This is a genomic window from Streptomyces silaceus, assembly GCF_001419745.1.
Taxonomy (GTDB): domain Bacteria; phylum Actinomycetota; class Actinomycetes; order Streptomycetales; family Streptomycetaceae; genus Streptomyces; species Streptomyces silaceus.
In genome coordinates this window covers 1-18987 of sequence record NZ_LIRJ01000073.1, presented here as the reverse complement: position 1 = coordinate 18987, position 18987 = coordinate 1, and the positions used below count along the sequence as shown (strand labels likewise).

Sequence of the window (18987 nt, the reverse complement as noted above, 5' to 3'; positions counted from 1 at the left end):
GGGGAGGCGGGCGCCTGGACTTCGCGGAGGCCGACGCCGCCGACTGGACGCCGGCCCCGGGCACGTACGACCTGATCCTGTCGAACGCGACGCTCCAGTGGGTGCCGGGCCACCCGGACTCCTTCCCCGCCTGGATCGACGCGCTGGTGCCCGGCGGCACGTTCGCCTTCCAGGTGCCCGGCAACTTCGACGCCCCCAGTCACGTCCTGATGCGGGAGCTGGCCGAGTCCGACCGCTGGCGCGCGCGGCTCGGCGGCCTGCTGCGCCACGCGGACGCCGTCCTGACGCCGGGCGCCTATCTGGAGCGCCTCGCGGACCTCGGCTGCGCGGTCGACGCGTGGGAGACGACGTACCAGCATCTGCTCGCCGGCCAGGACCCCGTCCTCGACTGGGTCAAGGGCACCGGCCTGCGGCCCGTCCTCACCGCGCTCGCCGACGACGCGGCGGCGAGCGAGGCGTTCCTCACGGAGTACCGGGAGCTGCTGCGCAAGGCCTATCCGGCGACGGACCACGGCACGGTCTTCCCGTTCCGCCGGGTCTTCGCGGTGGCCCGCAAGGAAGGCGGCGTCTGATGCTCGCGGCCGTCGATCATGTGCAGCTGGCCGCGCCGCCCGGCAGCGAGCCCGCCCTGCGCGCCTACTACGAAGGCGTGCTCGGCATGACGGAGACGCCCAAGCCGCCGGTGCTCGCCGCGCGCGGGGGCTGCTGGTTCGAGGCGGGCGCCGTACGCCTGCACCTGGGCGTCGAGGCCGACTTCAGGCCCGCCCGCAAGGCCCACCCCGGGCTGCTCGTGCGGGACATCGAGGCCTATGCGGACCGGCTGGCCGCGCACGGCGCCGAGGTCGTCTGGGACGACGACCTGCCGGGGCACCGGCGCTTCTACTCCCAGGACCCGGTCGGCAACCGCCTCGAATTCCTGGAGCCGCGGCCCGGCGACTGAGGCGACCGGGGCGACCGAGGCGACGCCCCGTCCCGCGGGGCCCGGCTCGCCCGCAGGACCCGCTCAGTTCTTCCGGTGCCCTATCAGCCGCGGCTTCGGCTCCAGGCCGTCCAGGCCGTGCCAGGCGAGGTTGACCAGATGGGCGGCCACCTCCGCCTTCTTCGGCTTGCGGGCGTCCAGCCACCACTGGCCGGTCAGCGCGACCATGCCGACCAGCGCCTGGGCGTAGAGCGGGGCGAGCTTCTGGTCGAAGCCGCGGGTCTTGAACTCCTGGCCGAGGATGTCCTCGACCTGCGTGGCGATGTCGGAGATCAGGGACGCGAAGGTGCCGGTGGACTGCGCCACCGGGGAGTCGCGGACCAGGATGCGGAAGCCGTCCGTATACGTCTCGATGTAGTCGAGGAGCGCGAAGGCGGCCTGCTCCAGGAGCTCCCGGGGGTGCCCGGCGGTGAGCGCCCCCGTCACCATGTCCAGGAGCTGGCGCATCTCGCGGTCGACCACCACCGCGTACAGCCCCTCCTTGCCGCCGAAGTGCTCGTACACGACCGGCTTGGAGACCCCGGCCTTCGCCGCGATCTCCTCGACCGACGTGCCTTCGAAGCCCTTGGCGGCGAACAGCGTGCGGCCGATGTCGAGGAGCTGCTCCCGGCGCTCGGCACCCGTCATCCGGGTCCGGCGGGTGCGCCGGGGCTGCTTCTCTTTGCCGGAGGGGCTGGGATTGCTGGAGTCGGTCGCCACGTCGTCCATCATGCCGCGTCGGCGGCGCGGGGGACGCGGCGGGACTCGATGCGCGACTCCGAGGGCCAGCGCACGTCGTACGCCCAGCCCAGCCGCTCGCACCAGCGGATGATCCGGGCCGAGGAGTCGACCTGGCCCTTCATCACGCCGTGCCGTGCCGACGTGGGGTCGGCGTGGTGGAGGTTGTGCCAGGACTCGCCGCAGGACAGGACCGCGAGCCACCAGACGTTGCCCGAGCGGTCGCGCGACCTGAAGGGGCGCTTGCCGACCGCGTGGCAGATCGAGTTGATCGACCAGGTGACGTGGTGCAGCAGCGCGACGCGGACGAGCGAGCCCCAGAAGAACGCCGTGAACGCGCCCCACCAGGACATCGTGACCAGGCCGCCGACCAGCGGCGGCAGCGCCAGCGAAACGATCGTCCACAGCAGGAACTGCCGGGAGATACGGCGGATCGCCGGGTCCTTGATCAGGTCCGGTGCGTACTTCTCCTGCGGCGTCTGCTCCTCGTCGAACATCCATCCGATGTGCGCCCACCACAGGCCCTTCATCAGGGCGGGCACCGTCTCGCCGAAGCGCCAGGGGGAGTGCGGGTCGCCCTCCGCGTCCGAGAACTTGTGGTGCTTGCGGTGGTCGGCCACCCAGCGGACCAGGGGGCCCTCCACGGCCATCGAGCCCGCGACGGCGAGCGCGATGCGCAGCGGCCGCTTCGCCTTGAAGGAGCCGTGCGTGAAGTAGCGGTGGAAGCCGATGGTGATGCCGTGGCAGCCCAGGAAGTACATGAAGACGAGCAGGCCGAGGTCCAGCCAGCTCACCCCCCAGCCCCAGGCCAGCGGCACCGCCGCGACCAGGGCGAGGAAGGGGACGACGATGAACAGGAGCAGCGTGATCTGCTCCAGTGACCGCTTCTGCTCGCCGCCGAGGGTCGCGGACGGCACCGGGGCGGGGCCGGAGGTGGTGGTGGCGGTGCTGGTCGCCGCCGCCCGTGGAGCGTCTTCGATCACATCGGTGTCGGAGTACGCATCGGAAGTTGTCGTCATGGGCACGTCCCCTGTGGGGTTGAGGAATGAGGGTGGTCCGCAGGCACGAGGGAACGGTCCGGTGGTTTCCTACGGTTCCGTAACCTACGGCGACGTAAGTATGGCAGCGCGGAGGCGGGCGGCAAGAGGCCGCGAGCTTCGTGCCCGGAGTGACACCTATCCTTGGAGACGGTCGGACAGCGCGGTCCGCTCTGTTATCTCCCCCGGATCCCCACCGGGGATCCCTCCCAGCTTTGACGTGCTTCCACACTGCAAGGAGCCGCACCTGTGAGCAGTGCCGACGACCAGGGCCAGCAGGCCACCAGCACCGCCAGCACCGAGCTGCGCGCCGACATCCGCCGCCTCGGCGACCTGCTCGGCGAGACCCTCGTACGCCAGGAGGGCCCCGAGCTCCTCGAACTGGTCGAGAAGGTCCGCCGTCTGACGCGCGAGGACGGCGAGGCAGCCGCCAGGCTGCTCGGCGGCACCGAGCTGGAGACCGCGGCCAAGCTGGTCCGCGCCTTCTCGACGTACTTCCATCTGGCGAACGTCACCGAGCAGGTCCACCGCGGCCGCGAGCTGCGTGCCAAGCGCGCCGCCGAGGGCGGGCTGCTCGCCCGCACCGCGGACCGGCTCAAGGACGCCGACCCCGAGCACCTGCGCCAGACCGTGCAGCACCTCAACGTGCGGCCCGTCTTCACCGCGCACCCCACGGAGGCCGCCCGCCGCTCCGTGCTCAACAAGCTCCGCCGCGTCGCCGAGCTCCTGGAGACGCCGGTCATCGAGTCCGACCGCCGCCGCCACGACACCCGCCTCGCCGAGAACATCGACCTGGTGTGGCAGACCGACGAGCTCCGCGTCGTGCGCCCGGAGCCCGCGGACGAGGCCCGCAACGCCATCTACTACCTGGACGAGCTGCACGCCGGCGCCGTCGGCGACGTCCTGGAGGACCTCACCGCCGAGCTGGAGCGCGTCGGCGTCGCGCTGCCCGAGGGCACCCGCCCGCTCACCTTCGGCACCTGGATCGGCGGCGACCGCGACGGCAACCCGAACGTGACCCCGCAGGTCACCTGGGACGTCCTGATCCTCCAGCACGAGCACGGCATCAACGACGCGCTCGACATGATCGACGAGCTGCGCGGCTTCCTCTCCAACTCCATCCGCTACACCGGAGCCACCGAGGAGCTGAAGGCCTCCCTCCAGTGCGACCTGGAGCGGCTGCCCGAGATCAGCCCGCGCTACAAGCGCCTCAACGCCGAGGAGCCCTACCGCCTCAAGGCCACCTGCGTCCGGCAGAAGCTGGAGAACACCAAGGAGCGCCTGGCCAAGGGCACCGCGCACGAGGAGGGCCGAGACTACCTCGGCACCGCCGAGCTGCTGCACGACCTCACGCTCATCCAGACCTCGCTGCGCGAGCACAAGGGCGCCCTCTTCGCCGACGGCCGGATGAACCGCACCATCCGCACACTGGCGGCCTTCGGTCTCCAGCTGGCCACCATGGACGTACGCGAGCACGCGGACGCCCACCACCACGCGCTCGGCCAGCTCTTCGACCGCCTCGGCGAGGAGTCCTGGCGGTACGCGGACATGCCGCGCGAGTACCGGCAGAAGCTGCTCGCCAAGGAGCTGCGCTCGCGGCGTCCGCTCGGTCCCTCCCCGGCGCCGGTGGACGCGGCGGGCGAGAAGACCCTCGGCGTCTTCCTCACCGTCAAGAAGGCCCTGGAGGTCTTCGGCCCCGAGGTCATCGAGTCGTACATCATCTCGATGTGCCAGGGCGCCGACGACGTGTTCGCCGCCGCCGTCCTCGCCCGCGAGGCCGGCCTCATCGACCTGCACGCCGGCTGGGCCAAGATCGGCATCGTGCCGCTCCTGGAGACCACCGACGAGCTGCGCGCCGCCGACGTCATCCTCGACGAGATGCTCGCCGACCCCTCGTACCGCCGTCTCGTCGCCCTGCGCGGCGACGTGCAGGAGGTCATGCTCGGGTACTCCGACTCCTCCAAGTTCGGCGGCATCACCACCTCGCAGTGGGAGATCCACCGCGCCCAGCGGCGCCTCCGCGACGTCGCCCACCGCTACGGCGTGCGGCTTCGCCTCTTCCACGGCCGCGGCGGCACCGTCGGCCGCGGCGGCGGCCCCTCGCACGACGCGATCCTCGCCCAGCCCTGGGGCACCCTGGAGGGCGAGATCAAGGTGACCGAGCAGGGCGAGGTCATCTCCGACAAGTACCTGGTGCCGTCGCTGGCCCGCGAGAACCTCGAACTGACCGTCGCGGCGACGCTGCAGGCCTCCGCCCTGCACACCTCGCCGCGCCAGTCCGACGAGGCCCTCGCCCGCTGGGACGCCGCCATGGACGTCGTCTCGGACGCCGCGCACTCCGCGTACCGCAAGCTGGTCGAGGACCCGGACCTGCCGACGTACTTCCTCGCGTCGACCCCGGTCGACCAGCTCGCCGACCTGCACCTCGGCTCCCGGCCCTCCCGCCGCCCCGGCTCCGGCGTCTCGCTCGACGGCCTGCGCGCCATCCCGTGGGTCTTCGGCTGGACCCAGTCCCGGCAGATCGTGCCCGGCTGGTTCGGCGTCGGCTCGGGCCTGAAGGCCCTGCGCGAGGCCGGTCTGGACACCGTGCTCGACGAGATGCACGAGCACTGGCACTTCTTCCGCAACTTCGTCTCCAACGTCGAGATGACGCTCGCGAAGACGGACCTGCGGATCGCCAGGCACTACGTGGACACGCTCGTGCCGGACGAGCTCAAGCACGTCTTCGACATGATCGAGGAAGAGCACGAGCTGACCGTCCGCGAGGTCCTGCGGATCACCGGCGGGCAGGAACTGCTCGACTCCAACCCGGTCCTCCAGCAGACCTTCGCGATCCGCGACGCCTACCTCGACCCGATCTCCTACCTCCAGGTCGCGCTGCTCAAGCGCCAGCGCGACGCGGCGGCCGCCGACACCGAGCCGGACCCGCTGCTCGGCCGCGCGCTGCTGCTCACCGTGAACGGTGTCGCGGCGGGCCTGCGCAACACCGGCTGACGCACCGCTACCGGGCCCCGTCCTCCTTCGGGAGGGCGGGGCCCCGGCATGTGCCGATCGGCACCTAATCAGGTGAAACGGCGGTCGTACGGTCTTGTCATGCGCCTTCTCGCGCCGCCCGGGGGAGCACAGTTGACGGGCCCTCAAGTTTCCCTCGGCCGTCGGGAGCCCCGTGACCGCGCTGCCCCCCGTTCCCCGTCGGTCGCGCCGCAGATCCACCGCGGCGACGGCCGTCCTCCTCGCGCTCCTCGCGGCGCTCGCCCTCGTGCCGTACGGCACCGCCCACGCCGACGCCCGGATGGCCGTCCGGCTCGACCCGGCGACCTCGCCCGTGCCGGCCGGCGACCACGTCACGTACAACGCGAACATCCAGTGCTCGATCCCGGGCGACTGCCAGTCCGTGACCGTCACCTTCACGCCGCCGGACGGCGCCTCGGGACCCGGCCAGGTCTCGCAGCCCTACCCGCCCGGCGTCACCGGCGTCACCGCGAACGCCGACGGCAGCGTCACCGTCACCTACGACAAGATCGCCAGCGGCCAGAGCTCGCAGCTCACCGTCAGCTGGCCCACCGCCGACTACTGGACGCCGCCCGGCGCGCAGACCGCCGGCATGTCGGCCACCGCCACGAACGGCGACGGCAACCCCAGCACCGACGACGCCTCGGTCACCGTGAGCGCCCGGCCCAACCCGGCGATCAGGAAAGAGGGCCCGAAGGCCGCACGGCCCGGCGACACCGTGGCCTATAAGGTCACCGCGACCAACGACCCGCGCGACAGCAACCGGCCGCGCGGCAACCTCGCCCTGGAGAACACCGTCCTGACCGACGTGCTCCCCGAGGGCGTGGACCTCGTCGACGCCACCCCCGCCGGCTACACCTACGACCCGGCGACCCGCACGATCAGCTGGCCCGTCGACACCGAACCGGACCGCCCCGGCGACCAGCTGGCGCAGGTCAAGGAGTATCCGTACGGCGTCGTCCACGAGATCAGGGTGAAGGTCCGCGACGACGTCGCCGACGGCACCGTCCTCACCGACACCGCCTCCATCACCGGCGACCCCTTCGGCCCCGGCACCGGGAAGGTCACCGAGAGCGCCACCGCGGACACGACGGTCGGCACCGGCTCCGGCGAGGTCTCCGGCACCCTCGACAAGTCCGTCGACACCCCGCTCGCGGGCAACGGCCAGCGCCTCTCGTACGTCCTGCGCTTCGGCAACACCGGCACCGACGCCGCCGACGTCCGCCTCACCGACGCCCTGCCGAACGGCTTCGACGCCCAGACCCTGCGCCTGTCCACGCCGTCCGGCGGCACCTACTCCGGCGACTGGACGGTCCGGGTCACCCGGCGCGACGGCACCACCGAGACGCTCACGCCCACCGGCCAGCAGGTCGACCTCGGCACCGAACCCGTGTCCGTGCGCATCGACGTCCCCGGACTCGCCGCGGGCGCCGACCTCGTCGCCCAGTTCACCGGCCGCGCCGACTCCTCCGAAGTGCCCGGCGGCAGCGGCGACGTACGCAACTGCGCACAGCTGGAGCTGACCAGCGGCGGCAGCAGCGCGCGGGAGGAGTCCTGCGCGGACTTCCGCATCGAGCCCGAGGTCGCCCAGCCCGAGCTCACCAAGTCCACCGATCCGGCCCCGGTCGGCCCCGGCGGCACCCACACCTGGCGCGTCACCCTGCGCAACGACCGCTACCGCACCGACTCCTCGCCGCTGCGCCCGCGCTTCGTCGACCTGGTGCCGCGCCAGCTGACCTACGAGAGAGGGTCCTGGGCGCTCGCCGACGGACAGCCCGCCTCGTGCCCGGCCGCCGACCGCTTCAGCGAGACGGTCTCGGCGGGCCCCGACGGCCGCACCCGCGTCGAGCTGACCGCCGCACGCGGCGCGGAGATCCCGGCGAACGACACGGCGTGCGTCTACACCTTCCGCACGACCGTCAAGCCCGGCGTCGCCAGCGGCACGTACAGCGGGACGCCCGGCGACGCCGACTACGCGGGCAACCGCGCGGGCCTCTACGACGCGCAGCGCCCCATCAACACCCGGCAGACCGACACCCACGACATCGACGGCGACGGCGACACCACCGAGAACGTCGCCGAGGCCACCGACGACTTCGCCATCGCCCAGTCCGCGTCGCTGTTCGTGACCAAGGAGGTCAAGGGCGACAAGGACAGCGAGTTCCAGGGCTCGGCGGAGGTGCCCGGCAAGGAGGACGAGGTCGGGCGGTCCACGGCGGGCGGCACGGTCGACTACCGCACGGTCCTCGGCAACATGGGCAACACCGACCTCACCAACGTCGTCGCGTACGACGTGCTGCCGGAGCCCGGCACCAAGGGCGTCACCAGCGGCCGCTACGGCGACGCCGCGACGAGCGAGTGGCGGCCCGTCCTGACCGGGCCGATCGACGCGGGGTCGGCGCCGGTGACCATCACGTACTCGACGAAGGCCGATCCGTGCCGGCCCGAGATGGACAACACCCCCGACAACAGCGCGCCGTTCCAGTGCGACGGCAAGCCCGACCCGAGCTTCGTGCCCGCGTCGGGGGTCGCCGACTGGAGCAAGGTCCGCTCCGTGCGGTTCGACTTCGACGGGCACGTGTTCACCGCCGGTGAGCGGTACACGCTGCGCTGGCGGATGAAGGTGCCGGAGCGGGCCTCGGACGACGCGCCGTTCGACGGCGGGGAGCGGACCTGGAACAAGATTGCGATCGCCGGGGACCGGCGGGAGCCGGACGGCACGCTCCGTCCGCTCCTGGCGACGGAGGCGCCGTGGGTGGTGGCGGAGGTGGGCAAGAGCCCGACGGAGCCGCCGACCGAGCCCCCGACGGAGCCGCCGACCGAGCCTCCCACGGAGCCGCCGACCGAGCCGCCCACGGAACCGCCCACGTCCGAGCCCCCGACCGAGCCGCCCACGTCGGAGCCCCCGACCGAGCCGCCCACGTCCGAGCCTCCGACGACGTCCGAGCCTCCCGTCACGGAGCCGCCCACGGAGCCCCCCACCGGGTCTCCTTCGGAGAGCGAGCCGCCTGAGCTGTCGGAGACGGGGTCCTCCCTCGCGCCGCTGGTGGCCGCGCTCGCCGCGGGGCTGCTGGTCGCGGGTGGCGTCTTCTTCGCCGCCACGCGGCAGAAGTGGGGGCGGCACTCCTAGGACGCCGGGCGCGGGCGGACTGCGGCTGATCGCTCAGTTCCCCGCGCCCCTTGCCGCCCCGCCCGCCGTCGCCCGCCTGCGGGACGGTCTTCGAGAGCGGAGAACGGCGCGACCAGTTGGGACGGCCCCGCAGATCAAGAGCGACAGGTGGCGCCCCGTCAGGGGCGCGGGGAACCGCGCGACAAGCCACAGCGCACCCGCAGGCGCGCAAGCGGCCTCAGAACGCCAGCGTCACGAAGGACGACGTCAGCAGGGCGCCGCCCGTCAGGGCCATGCCCCACGCCGTGCGCGGCAGGCGCACCCCGCCCGCCACCACCACCGACGCGAGAAGCAGCGCACCCCCAAGGGGTAGCCACGCGTGAAGGAAGCCCGGTCCGCCCGTGCGGACCGCTTCCCGCGTGTCGGGCTTGAGGGCCACCGGAATCCGCGCCCCCTTCTTCTCGGCGATGGACCGGTCGATCACCACCCGGGAGGGGACCTCGCCGCCGCCCGTCCCGGCGGCGGAGGCGAACGACCCCACGCACGCGTCGGACCCGCACCCCGTCACCGTCATCACGCCCCGCGCCCGGCCCTCGGTCAGCATCACGTGCCGCGCGGTGCCCCAGGACGCCCAGACCCCGGCGGCGAGCAGCAGCACGGCGAGCGCGCCCATGACGGTGCGGCGCCCCAGGAGCAGCAGATTCATGGCCGGGATCCTTGGCCACTTGACTTCGCTCAGTCAACCGTGGGCACAACGGACCCCGGGCGGGATCCCGGGGCGAACCTCGGCAGTCGGCACGACAGGGGGCGAGTCAGGAGTTGTACGTGCTCTGCGCCCGCTCAAGTCCCTCCGTGACCAGCGCCTCGACCGCGTCGGCCGCCCGGTCCACGAAGTAGTCGAGCTCCTTGCGCTCGGTGGAGGAGAAGTCCTTGAGGACGAAGTCCGCGACCTGCATCCGGCCCGGCGGACGCCCGATGCCGAACCGCACGCGGTGGTAGTCCGGACCCATCGCCTTCGTCATCGACTTCAGACCGTTGTGGCCGTTGTCACCGCCGCCCAGCTTCAGCCGCAGCGTGCCGTAGTCGATGTCGAGCTCGTCGTGGACCGCGACGATGTGCTCGGTGGGCACCTTGTAGAAGTCGCGCAGCGCCGTCACGGGCCCGCCCGAGACGTTCATGTACGACATGGGCTTCACGAGGATCATCCGGCGGCTCGCCGGACCCGGCGCGCCGATGCGGCCCTCGACCACCTGGGCCTGCGCCTTCGCGGCCCGCTTGAACGTGCCGCCCATGCGGTGCGCGAGCAGGTCGGCCACCATGAAGCCCACGTTGTGGCGGTTCATGGCGTACTCGGGGCCGGGGTTGCCGAGGCCGGCGATCAGCCAGGGGGCGTTGGCGTCGGTCGTCACGTGCTGTCTCCTTCGTGCGCGTATGGCTTCTTCATACGCGGCGGCCGCCGCTCCCAGCGGGAGCGGCGGCCGGCGTCACTGATGTGAGTCCGGTGAGGCTCAGGCCTCGGCGGACTCGCCCTCGCCCTCGGCACCCTCGGCCGGGGCCTCCTCGGCCTGCGCGGCCAGGACCTGCAGGACGACGGCGTCGTCCTCGACGGCCAGCGAGACGCCGGACGGCAGGGTGATGTCCTTGGCGAGGACCGACGCGCCGGCGTCCAGGCCCGCGACGGAGACGGTGACCGACTCCGGGATGTGGGTGGCCTCGGCCTCGACGGGCAGGGCGTTCAGGACGTGCTCCAGGAGGTTGCCGCCCGGGGCCAGCTCGCCCTCGGTGTGGACGGGGACCTCGACGGTGACCTTCTCGCCGCGCTTCACGAGGAGCAGGTCGACGTGCTCCAGGAAGCCCTTCAGCGGGTCGCGCTGCACGGCCTTCGGGATGGCCAGCTCGTTGGCGCCGTCGATGTCCAGGGAGAGCAGGACGTTCGGCGTACGCAGGGCGAGCAGGAGCTCGTGGCCCGGCAGCGTGATGTGGACCGGCTCGGAGCCGTGGCCGTAGAGAACGCCGGGAACCTTGTTCTCGCGGCGGATGCGGCGGGCGGCGCCCTTGCCGAACTCGGAACGGGTCTCAGCGGCGAGCTTGACCTCGGACATGTGCACTCCTCGTACAACAGGTGTCGGATGTGGTTACCCGGCCACACGACTGGCCTGCTACGAAGAGCGCGTCGATAACGGACCGCCGCACAGAAAAGTGCGGCCTCCCTCGCCGAGCAACTTCAGAAGTCTACTCGGCCGGGAGGCCACACCCAAAAGGATCTTCGAGAGCCCGGCGGTACGGGCCCCGCGGCGTCCTTAGAGCTCGTCGAAGAGGCTCGTCACCGAACCGTCCTCGAAGACCTCGCGCACCGCGTTGGCGATGGTCGGGGCGATCGACAGGACCGTGATCTTGTCGAGCTCCAGCTCGCTCGGCGTGGGCAGCGTGTCCGTGAAGACGAACTCGCTGACCTTCGAGTTCTTCAGGCGGTCGGCGGCCGGGCCGGACAGCACGCCGTGCGTGGCCGTCACGATGACGTCCTCCGCGCCGTGCGCGAACAGGGCGTCGGCGGCGGCGCAGATCGTGCCACCCGTGTCGATCATGTCGTCGACCAGGACGCAGACGCGGCCCTTCACCTCACCGACGACCTCGTGCACGGTGACCTGGTTGGCGACGTCCTTGTCGCGGCGCTTGTGGACGATCGCCAGCGGGGCGCCGAGGCGGTCGCACCAGCGGTCGGCCACGCGCACGCGGCCGGCGTCGGGGGAGACCACGGTCAGCTTCGAGCGGTCGACCTTCGCGCCCACGTAGTCCGCGAGGATCGGCAGCGCGAACAGGTGGTCGACCGGGCCGTCGAAGAAGCCCTGGATCTGGTCCGTGTGCAGGTCGACCGTGAGGATGCGGTCCGCGCCCGCGGTCTTCATCAGGTCGGCGATCAGACGGGCCGAGATCGGCTCGCGGCCGCGGTGCTTCTTGTCCTGACGGGCGTAGCCGTAGAACGGCACGATCACGGTGATGGAGCGGGCCGACGCGCGCTTGAGCGCGTCGATCATGATGAGCTGCTCCATGATCCACTTGTTGATCGGAGCGGTGTGGCTCTGGATCAGGAAGCAGTCGGCGCCGCGCGCCGACTCCTGGTAGCGGACGTAGATCTCGCCGTTGGCGAAATCGAAGGCCTTCGTCGGCACGATGCCGACACCCAGCTTGTGTGCGACCTCCTCGGCCAACTCGGGGTGGGCGCGGCCGGAGAAGAGCATCAACTTCTTCTCGCCGGTCGTCTTGATCCCGGTCACAGCACTGTCTCCTCAGAGAGTTCGTCCCGCTGCCGTACTCACGCGTCCCGGTGCGTCGAGTCGGCCGATGTGTGCACCTATCACGGTACGCCGTGTCAGGCGCACCTGTTTCCGGTCAGCTTCCGCTGTCCGTCTCCCGGGACGCCGCCTCGGCCGCCTTCGCGGCCGCGCTCCCCGGGCGCTTGCGGGCCACCCAGCCCTCGATATTCCGCTGCTGGCCCCGGGCGACGGCCAGTGAACCGGCCGGCACGTCCTTCGTGATCACGGACCCGGCGGCGGTGTACGCACCGTCCCCGACCGTGACAGGAGCCACAAACATGTTGTCCGAACCGGTCCGGCAGTGGGAACCCACCGTGGTGTGGTGCTTGGCCTCGCCGTCGTAGTTCACGAAGACGCTCGCGGCGCCGATGTTGGAGTACTCGCCGATGGTCGCGTCGCCCACGTACGACAGGTGCGGCACCTTCGAGCCGTCGCCGAGCGTCGCGTTCTTCATCTCCACGTACGTACCCGCCTTGGACTTCACACCCAGCCTGGTGCCGGGCCGCAGATACGCGAACGGTCCCACGCTCGCCCGCTCGCCGATCTCGGCGCCGTTGGCGACGGTGTTGTCGACGCGGGCGCCCTCGCCCACCGTGGTGTCCGTCAGGCGGGTGTGGGGGCCGACCTCGGCGCCCTTGGCCAGGTGCGTGGCGCCGTGCAGCTGGGTGCCCGGGTGCACGATCGCGTCGCGGTCGAAGGTGACCGTGGCGTCGATCCAGGTGGACGCGGGGTCGACGACGGTGACGCCGGCGAGCATGGCCGCGGTGAGCAGCCGGTCGTTCAGCGTGCGGCGGGCCTCGGCGAGCTGGACGCGGTTGTTGATGCCCGCGATCTCCTGGTGGTCGTCGGCGACGGCGGCGCCGACGCGGTGCCCGGCCTCGCGCAGGATCCCGAGGACGTCGGTGAGGTACTCCTCGCCCTGGCTGTTGTCGGTGCGGACCTTGCCGAGCGCCTCGGCGAGGAGGCGGCCGTCGAAGGCGAAGACCCCGGAGTTGATCTCGCGGATCGCGCGCTGCGACTCGGTGGCGTCCTTGTGCTCGACGATCGCGGTGACGGCGCCGTTCGCGCTGTCGCGCACGATGCGGCCGTAGCCGGTGGCGTCGGGGACCTCGGCGGTCAGGACGGTCACGGCGTTGCCGTCGCCGCCGTGCGTGGCGGCGAGCTTCCGGAGCGTGGCGCCGGTCAGCAGCGGGGTGTCGCCGCAGACCACCACGACGGTGCCCTCGACGGTGCCGCCCAGCTCTTCGAGGCCGATGCGGACGGCGTGTCCCGTGCCGTTCTGCTCGGCCTGGTAGGCGGTGCGGACCTGCGGGGCGATGGTGCGCAGGTGGTCCTTGACCTGGTCGCTCTGGTAGCCGACGACGGTGACGAGCTGCTCGGGCGTGAGCGCGGACGCGGCGTGGAGCACGTGCCCGATGAGGGAGCGGCCGCAGAGTTCGTGCAGGACCTTGGGGAGGTCCGACTTCATACGGGTGCCCTCACCCGCTGCGAGGACGACGACGGCCGCCAGCGGGGACTCCCCCACAGGAGCGGAGCCGACTGCTTGGGGAAGGTTGGCGCTCACGGGGATGCCCTTCGGCTTCGGATGCTGGGGGTGGACATCCGCAGGATACCGGGGCGTAGGGGGGCGGAAATGGGGGCGGGTCCCGACCCGTTGGATCGGAACCCGTGATCTACCCGAGAGATTCGGCTCCCCCGCCAGGACTCGAACCCGGACAAATGGCACCAAAAGCCACGGTGCTGCCAATTACACCACGGGGGATGGAACGGCCTGAACCGGACATTGCGTCAGGCTGCGGGCCGGGCTCCCCACACTATGCCGCACCGGGCGCCTTCCTCGCGACGGTCTGGATCGGACCCTTGCCCCGGCGTCGCCGTTCGCGATCGTTCGTGATCTCCGTCATGCGGCGGAGGCGTGGCAGGGGCGGGGCGGAAGCTGTCCGGAATGAGAGGTTCCGCCCCGGGAACGGGGGCAGTTCAACAGTTCGAGGGATACCGGCAGGTTTCGCATTCCTTCGAACGGCGCGCGTACGGGATCACCGGGCCGGAAACTCACCGGAAAACCGGGGCGGAACGCCCGTACGCTGGAAGACATGACCACGACGGGGGACGAGCGCGCCACGGCCATGACCGGGCCGTGGTGGTGGGACCGGTGGCGCGGGTTCGCGCTCGACGCGGGGCTCGCCGCGGTATCCGCGCTGGAGTGCGGGGCCGAGGGCGTCGCCTTCGCGCGCGACGCGGGACTGCCGACGCCGGTGGGGGTCGGCTTCGGCGTGCTCGCGGGCGCCTCGCTGCTGATCAGACGGCGCTGGCCGATCGCCGTCGTCCTGATATCGATCGCCATCACGCCCGCCCAGATGGGCGTCCTGCTGACCGTCGTCGGCCTCTACACCCTGGCCGCCTCCGAGCTGCCGCGCCGCATCATCGCCACCCTCGCCGGCATGTCGATGGCCGGCACCCTGATCGTCGCGATGGTGCGGGCCGGCCAGGACATGTCGGAGGGCGGCGCGCAGCCGCCGGGCGGCAGCGAGTTCGTCCCCTTCTTCGCGGTCGCCGCCGCGGTCGGCGTGACCGCCCCGCCGGTGCTCCTCGGGCTGTACGTGGGCACGCGCCGCCGTCTCATGGAGGGCATGCGCGAGCGCGCCGACAGCCTGGAGCGGGAGCTCCAGCTCCTCGCCGAGCGCGCCGAGGAGCGCGCGGAGTGGGCGAGGAACGAGGAGCGGACCCGCATCGCCCGCGAGATGCACGACGTCGTCGCGCACCGCGTGAGCCTGATGGTCGTGCACGCGGCGGCCCTGCAGGCCGTGGCCAGGAAAGACCCCGAGAAGGCCGTGAAGAACGCCGCGCTGGTCGGCGACATGGGCCGGCAGGCCCTGACCGAGCTGCGCGAGATGCTCGGTGTGCTGCGCACGGGCGACGGCACGAAGAGCGCCAAGCCCGCCGAGCCGGTCCCGCTGGCCGCCGTCGGGTACGCCGCCGCGGCGGCCGCCTCCCGCGCGGTGGACGAGGAGGGCCCCAGCCTGGCCGAGCTGGACGAGCTGGTGGGGCAGTCCCGTGCCGCGGGCATGGCGGTCGACCTCTCGGTGGAGGGCGAGCCGCGCGACTACGCCGCGGACGTCGAGCAGACCGCGTACCGCGTGGTGCAGGAGGCGCTCACCAACGTCCACAAGCACGCGGCGGGCGCGAAGACGTATGTGCGGCTCGCGCACCGCACGGCCGAGATCGCGATGCAGGTGGAGAACGAACCGCCGCCGGAGCCCGACGGCGCGGGCGCGGCCCGGCTGCCCAGCGGGGGCAACGGCCTGGTGGGCATGAAGGAGCGGGTCACGGCGCTCGGCGGGGTGTTCGTGTCGGGGCCGACCGACGGCGGCGGCTTCCGGGTGTCGGCGGTGCTTCCCGCGGCGGCCCTCGCGGCGGGCTAGCTCGCCGTCAGGCGGATCGGCTGGGCGCCCGTGACGAGCGTGGTCAGGGCCTGGTCGATGTGGGCGCCGAGGAACCAGTCGCCGCTGTGGTCGAGGCTGTAGACGCGGCCCTCCGTGTCGATCGCGAGCAGCGCCTGTGTCTCCGTCTCCTCGCCGATGGGGCACACCTCGGTGTCCAGGGCGCGGCCCAGGTCGCCGAGGGTGCGGGCCAGGTGCAGGCCGTACATGGGGTCCAGGTGCACGGTGGCCGGGGCTATCTGGCGGCCGGGCCCCTGCGGCACGATCTGCAGTCCGCCGAACTCGGCCCACGCCTCGACGGCCGCGGGGAAGACCGTGTGCCGGTGCCCGGCGGGCGAGGTGTGGCCGCGCAGCGCGTCGGCCCAGATCTCGGCCTGTTTGATGTCCCAGCGCCCGGCCCGCCAGCCGGCGGCGCGCAGGGCGGCGTCGACGGGGACGGGGAAGCGCGTGCTGCCGCCCGCGGCGGGTGCGGCGGTCGCGGAGTGGTCGGCGTGCATGTGGGGCGGCCCTCGTTCGGTCGTGCGGACGGTCGTCGGGAGCGGGCGACGGTCAGGAATCTGTGGTCGTCGGGTCCACGACCCGTACGCCGAAGTGCGCCGTGAGGGCGGTACAGGAGCGGCAGGGCTGGGCGAACGAGCCGTGCAGGGGGTCGCCGTCCTCGCGGATGCGGCGGGTGGTGAGCTTGGCGTGCCGCAGCGCCTTGCGGGCCTCGCCGTTGGTCATGGGCTTGCGCGAGGCGCGTTTGGAGCGGCTCGCGTCGGCCGCGGTGAGGTGGCGCGAGACGAGGATGGCCTCGGCGCAGCGGCCGGTGAAGCGCTCGCGCTGGCCGCTGGTGAGGGTGTCGAGGAAGTCCTGGACCAGCGGGTGCAGGGCGGGTGGTTCCTCGCCGCGGCCGGGGGTGCAGGTGAGGGTCGTCTGGCCGCGTACGGAGAGGGCGGCGGCCACGGTCGGCAGGATGCCGTCGCGGCGCTGGCGCAGCACGGGTGCCTGGGCGGCGGTGGCGCTCCAGCCGACGCGGGGATCCCCCGCGGCCGGTCCCGCGTGGCCGTCGGTCGTCGTGGTCGTGGACAACGTATGGCCGGACATGCCGCTCTGTGCCGTCTGCATCCTGCTCTTCCCTCCCCCTGCCCGCGGTCGTCACCGCGTCTGCCACGCCCCCGCGTTGCGCGGTACAGCCTGCCAAATGGGGCGGGTGGTGCGGAAGCTGGGGCACTCCGACACGCCTGGCTTTCCGTCGGGTTTCGCCGCACGGTGACCGGCCGGTGGCTGCTGGTCATGGAACCGGAGGCCCGATGACCGGTGTCGTCCTTGCGCATAGGCTGTGTCGCCAGAACCAGAACCTTCCACAGTGCCGCAGGGGGCAACCGCCATGACGACAGGTCGGCTGGGGCAGCAGTCCGCGCCGCCGAACGCGGCCTACGCCGGGCAGGTCGTGCACTTCCCGGATCCGGTCCGTGCCGCCCGCCACCCCAGAGGGGTGCGCGTGGACGGGCGCGGCTATCCGGACTTCTCCGCCTACGCGCGTGCGGCCGCCGAGATCGCCGAGCCGCCGGAGGGCTTCGGTGTCGACGAGCTGCGTCTGACGGACTACGTGTCGGCGAACGCCGCGCTCGCGGCGTCGGGCCACGACCTGTGGGACACGATTCCGGCGGTGGCGACCCCGCACGGCTGGACCTGGCACCACGTGCCGAACAGCCGCCGCCTGGAGCTGGTCCCGGTCGAGGTGAAGGCCCTGCTGCGGCATCACGGCGGAATCGCGACGACGCCCGTCGACCAGGACAAGAGGGGGACGCGGCCGCTCCAGGAGACCCGTCCCGCGCACTTCGGTCTGCCGAAGGCGGCGGTCGCGGTGACCGAGCAGCAGGTGCAGGGCGTGGAGGAGGACCTGGGCTACCGCCTGCCGGGTGCCTACCGCACGTTCCTGAAGGCGGCGGGCGGCTGCGCGCCGGTCGGCGCGGCGCTCGACGCCGAGCTGGGGCTCCTCGTGGACCAGCCGTTCTTCACGGTGCGCGACGAGGCGGCGGTCAATGACCTGGTGTACGTGAACAAGTGCCTGCGCGACCATCTGACCAAGGACTATCTCGGGGTCGGTTTCGTGCAGGGCGGGCTGCTCGCCGTGAAGGTCAAGGGTGACCGGATCGGATCGGTGTGGTTCTGCGCGTACGACGACGTGCGGGACGTCTCGGAGGCGGCGGCGTGGCCGCCGGCCGAGCGGGTGCGGCGGCTGCTGCTGCCGTGCGGCGACGACTTCGACGCGTTCCTGTCCCGGCTCGCGGGCAACCCGCCGGAGCTGGAGACCGTGGCGAACCTGATGGTGGACGGCGGCTTCGCGCAGGCCGTCCCCGTGTCCTCGGGTGGGGAGTGACGACGCGATGGTGACTTTCGCGCAGGCGCAGGAGCGCGCCGAGGAATGGATCAACGGCGACGTGCCGGGCTATCAGCACCGTGAGGTGCGGGTCCGGGAGTTCGACCTGGGCTTCGTCGTCTGGGCCGAGGACCGGGAGAACGGTCCGGTCTCGGACGGCGGCGGCCAGCGGCTCGTCATCGCGCGCGACAGCGGCGAGGCCACGCTGTGGCCGGCGCTCGCCGTCGGCGAGGTGATCCGGCGGTACGAGGAGGAGTACGGCGTGCCGGACGCGCCGCGGGACGCGGCGCCGCCGCCCCCCGAGCGGGTCGACCTGAATCAGACGTCGTTCCTGTTGAGCCCGCCGGAGTGGCTCCAGGAAGCGGCGGACAAGATGGGCATCCCGGACCGCAGGTCGGGGGCGTCGGTGTCGGGTGACGCGGGCGCGGACCCCGTGGCGGACGCGGCGCCGGCCGCTTCGGCCGCGGTGCCGTCGGACGCCGCGCCGCAGGACGCCCCGCCGTCGGACGCCGTCCCGTCGGGCGCGGGGAGCCCGGCTCCCGCCGCGCCGGGCGGCGGTACGCCGTGGCCCGCGGCCCCGGGGGGCGACGAGGAGCCCGCCCGGGACGACAGCCTGCCGGTGACCTCGCCGGGCGTGCCCGCGGGGGCGACCCCCTGGGCCGGGACGGACACCAACGCCGCCGACGAGGGCGAGGACCACTCGGTCGCGCTGCCCGCCACGGTCTTCGCGCCGCCGCTGACGCTGGACGAGGACGACACCCCGCCGCCGGGCGTCGCGCCGGAGGCCAAGACGGCGCTGATGCACGGCGGCAGCGGGCTCCCGGCGACGGCGATCGCCCCGGCCCTGAACGGCGAGGACGCCCCCGTGGCGCCCGTGTCCCCGGCGGGCCCGCCGCCGAACGCGCCCCAGCCGCCGACCGGTTCGCCGATGCCGCCTCCGCCGGGTGCGGCCGACGCGTCCGCGTACGGCTACCCGCAGGGCCCCGCCCCGGCCGGCGCGCCTGCCCCCAACGC

15 protein-coding genes, 1 tRNA gene and 1 pseudogene are annotated in these 18987 nt (G+C 72.6%); 7 read left to right on the top strand and 10 right to left on the bottom strand.

All coding sequences use genetic code 11. The features are described 5' to 3' along the window. Positions 1 to 572, top strand: a 572-nt coding sequence (locus tag AOK22_RS08680; RefSeq protein WP_055698011.1) for a class I SAM-dependent methyltransferase, incomplete at its 5' end; no start/stop codon positions are given. Continuing rightward, positions 572 to 940, top strand: a complete 369-nt coding sequence (locus tag AOK22_RS08675) for a VOC family protein (RefSeq protein ID WP_055698010.1) — start codon at positions 572 to 574, stop codon at positions 938 to 940. The genes AOK22_RS08680 and AOK22_RS08675, both read left to right, overlap by 1 nt. Positions 941 to 1003: 63 nt before the next feature. Here AOK22_RS08675 and AOK22_RS08670 read toward each other — a convergent pair whose 3' ends face one another. Next, the gene (locus tag AOK22_RS08670) at positions 1004 to 1690 is read right to left on the bottom strand and encodes a TetR/AcrR family transcriptional regulator (protein WP_055698009.1); all 687 of its coding nucleotides are present in this window, start codon (positions 1688 to 1690) and stop codon (positions 1004 to 1006) included. Next, positions 1687 to 2715, bottom strand: a complete 1029-nt coding sequence (locus AOK22_RS08665; protein WP_055698008.1) for an acyl-CoA desaturase — start codon at positions 2713 to 2715, stop codon at positions 1687 to 1689. Before AOK22_RS08665 ends, AOK22_RS08670 begins: the two co-directional genes overlap by 4 nt. Positions 2716 to 2982: 267 nt before the next feature. Here AOK22_RS08665 and ppc point away from each other — a divergent pair, with 267 nt between their 5' ends. Next, positions 2983 to 5727, top strand: a complete 2745-nt coding sequence (gene ppc / locus AOK22_RS08660; RefSeq protein WP_055698007.1) for a phosphoenolpyruvate carboxylase — start codon at positions 2983 to 2985, stop codon at positions 5725 to 5727. 172 nt (positions 5728 to 5899) lie between these two features. Next, positions 5900 to 8875 carry a DUF11 domain-containing protein gene (locus tag AOK22_RS08655; RefSeq protein ID WP_055698006.1) on the top strand — a complete coding sequence of 992 codons (2976 nt, stop codon included), beginning with the start codon at positions 5900 to 5902 and terminating at the stop codon, positions 8873 to 8875. A gap of 217 nt (positions 8876 to 9092) precedes the next feature. On the opposite strand, the gene AOK22_RS08650 is transcribed toward AOK22_RS08655, so the two are convergent. The 6 genes from AOK22_RS08650 to AOK22_RS08625 form a co-directional block, all read right to left on the bottom strand. Then, on the bottom strand, positions 9093 to 9560 hold the full coding sequence (locus AOK22_RS08650) for a hypothetical protein (protein WP_055698005.1): 468 nt from the start codon (positions 9558 to 9560) through the stop codon (positions 9093 to 9095). Positions 9561 to 9666: 106 nt separating this feature from the next. Then, a complete protein-coding gene (pth, locus tag AOK22_RS08645) occupies positions 9667 to 10263 on the bottom strand; it encodes an aminoacyl-tRNA hydrolase (protein WP_055698004.1) in 597 nt (198 codons plus the stop codon). Between the two features lie 99 nt (positions 10264 to 10362). Then, positions 10363 to 10956, bottom strand: a complete 594-nt coding sequence (locus tag AOK22_RS08640) for a 50S ribosomal protein L25/general stress protein Ctc (protein WP_055698003.1) — start codon at positions 10954 to 10956, stop codon at positions 10363 to 10365. 198 nt (positions 10957 to 11154) lie between these two features. After that, positions 11155 to 12129, bottom strand: a complete 975-nt coding sequence (locus AOK22_RS08635) for a ribose-phosphate diphosphokinase (RefSeq protein WP_055698002.1) — start codon at positions 12127 to 12129, stop codon at positions 11155 to 11157. A gap of 115 nt (positions 12130 to 12244) precedes the next feature. Further along, positions 12245 to 13693 (bottom strand): bifunctional UDP-N-acetylglucosamine diphosphorylase/glucosamine-1-phosphate N-acetyltransferase GlmU, encoded by a 1449-nt coding sequence (gene glmU, locus AOK22_RS08630; RefSeq protein ID WP_341845556.1) that lies wholly within the window; start codon positions 13691 to 13693, stop codon positions 12245 to 12247. Positions 13694 to 13858: 165 nt separating this feature from the next. After that, a tRNA-Gln gene (locus AOK22_RS08625) sits at positions 13859 to 13930 on the bottom strand. A 331-nt stretch (positions 13931 to 14261) separates the two neighbouring features. Here AOK22_RS08625 and AOK22_RS08620 point away from each other — a divergent pair. Next, on the top strand, positions 14262 to 15590 hold the full coding sequence (locus AOK22_RS08620) for a sensor histidine kinase (RefSeq protein WP_055698001.1): 1329 nt from the start codon (positions 14262 to 14264) through the stop codon (positions 15588 to 15590). Here the strand turns inward: AOK22_RS08620 and AOK22_RS08615 are convergent. Both AOK22_RS08615 and AOK22_RS08610 read right to left on the bottom strand, forming a co-directional pair. Further along, complete coding sequence (locus AOK22_RS08615; protein WP_055698000.1) at positions 15587 to 16105, bottom strand: SUKH-3 domain-containing protein; 519 nt, start codon at positions 16103 to 16105, stop codon at positions 15587 to 15589. The two genes, AOK22_RS08620 and AOK22_RS08615, sit on opposite strands and share 4 nt — an antisense overlap. Positions 16106 to 16157: 52 nt before the next feature. After that, entirely contained in the window at positions 16158 to 16694 is a 537-nt protein-coding gene (locus AOK22_RS08610) for a YwqJ-related putative deaminase (protein ID WP_055698013.1), read from the bottom strand. A 283-nt stretch (positions 16695 to 16977) separates the two neighbouring features. Between AOK22_RS08610 and AOK22_RS08605 the strand changes: the two genes are divergently transcribed. After that, positions 16978 to 17973, top strand: a complete 996-nt coding sequence (locus tag AOK22_RS08605; protein WP_079036440.1) for an SMI1/KNR4 family protein — start codon at positions 16978 to 16980, stop codon at positions 17971 to 17973. Positions 17974 to 17980: 7 nt separating this feature from the next. Then, positions 17981 to 18987: pseudogene (locus AOK22_RS08600) on the top strand (SUKH-4 family immunity protein); the annotation flags it as partial.

What these genes read in the sequence shown, in the direction of transcription:
- AOK22_RS08675 (WP_055698010.1), top strand. Translation starts at nt 572, where the DNA reads ATGCTCGCGGCCGTCGATCATGTGCAGCTGGCCGCGCCGCCCGGCAGC.
- AOK22_RS08670 (WP_055698009.1), bottom strand. Translation starts at nt 1,690, where the DNA reads ATGATGGACGACGTGGCGACCGACTCCAGCAATCCCAGCCCCTCCGGC.
- AOK22_RS08665 (WP_055698008.1), bottom strand. Translation starts at nt 2,715, where the DNA reads ATGACGACAACTTCCGATGCGTACTCCGACACCGATGTGATCGAAGAC.
- AOK22_RS08650 (WP_055698005.1), bottom strand. Translation starts at nt 9,560, where the DNA reads ATGAATCTGCTGCTCCTGGGGCGCCGCACCGTCATGGGCGCGCTCGCC.
- AOK22_RS08640 (WP_055698003.1), bottom strand. Translation starts at nt 10,956, where the DNA reads ATGTCCGAGGTCAAGCTCGCCGCTGAGACCCGTTCCGAGTTCGGCAAG.
- AOK22_RS08620 (WP_055698001.1), top strand. Translation starts at nt 14,262, where the DNA reads ATGACCACGACGGGGGACGAGCGCGCCACGGCCATGACCGGGCCGTGG.
- AOK22_RS08615 (WP_055698000.1), bottom strand. Translation starts at nt 16,105, where the DNA reads ATGCACGCCGACCACTCCGCGACCGCCGCACCCGCCGCGGGCGGCAGC.
- AOK22_RS08610 (WP_055698013.1), bottom strand. Translation starts at nt 16,694, where the DNA reads ATGTCCGGCCATACGTTGTCCACGACCACGACGACCGACGGCCACGCG.
- AOK22_RS08605 (WP_079036440.1), top strand. Translation starts at nt 16,978, where the DNA reads ATGACGACAGGTCGGCTGGGGCAGCAGTCCGCGCCGCCGAACGCGGCC.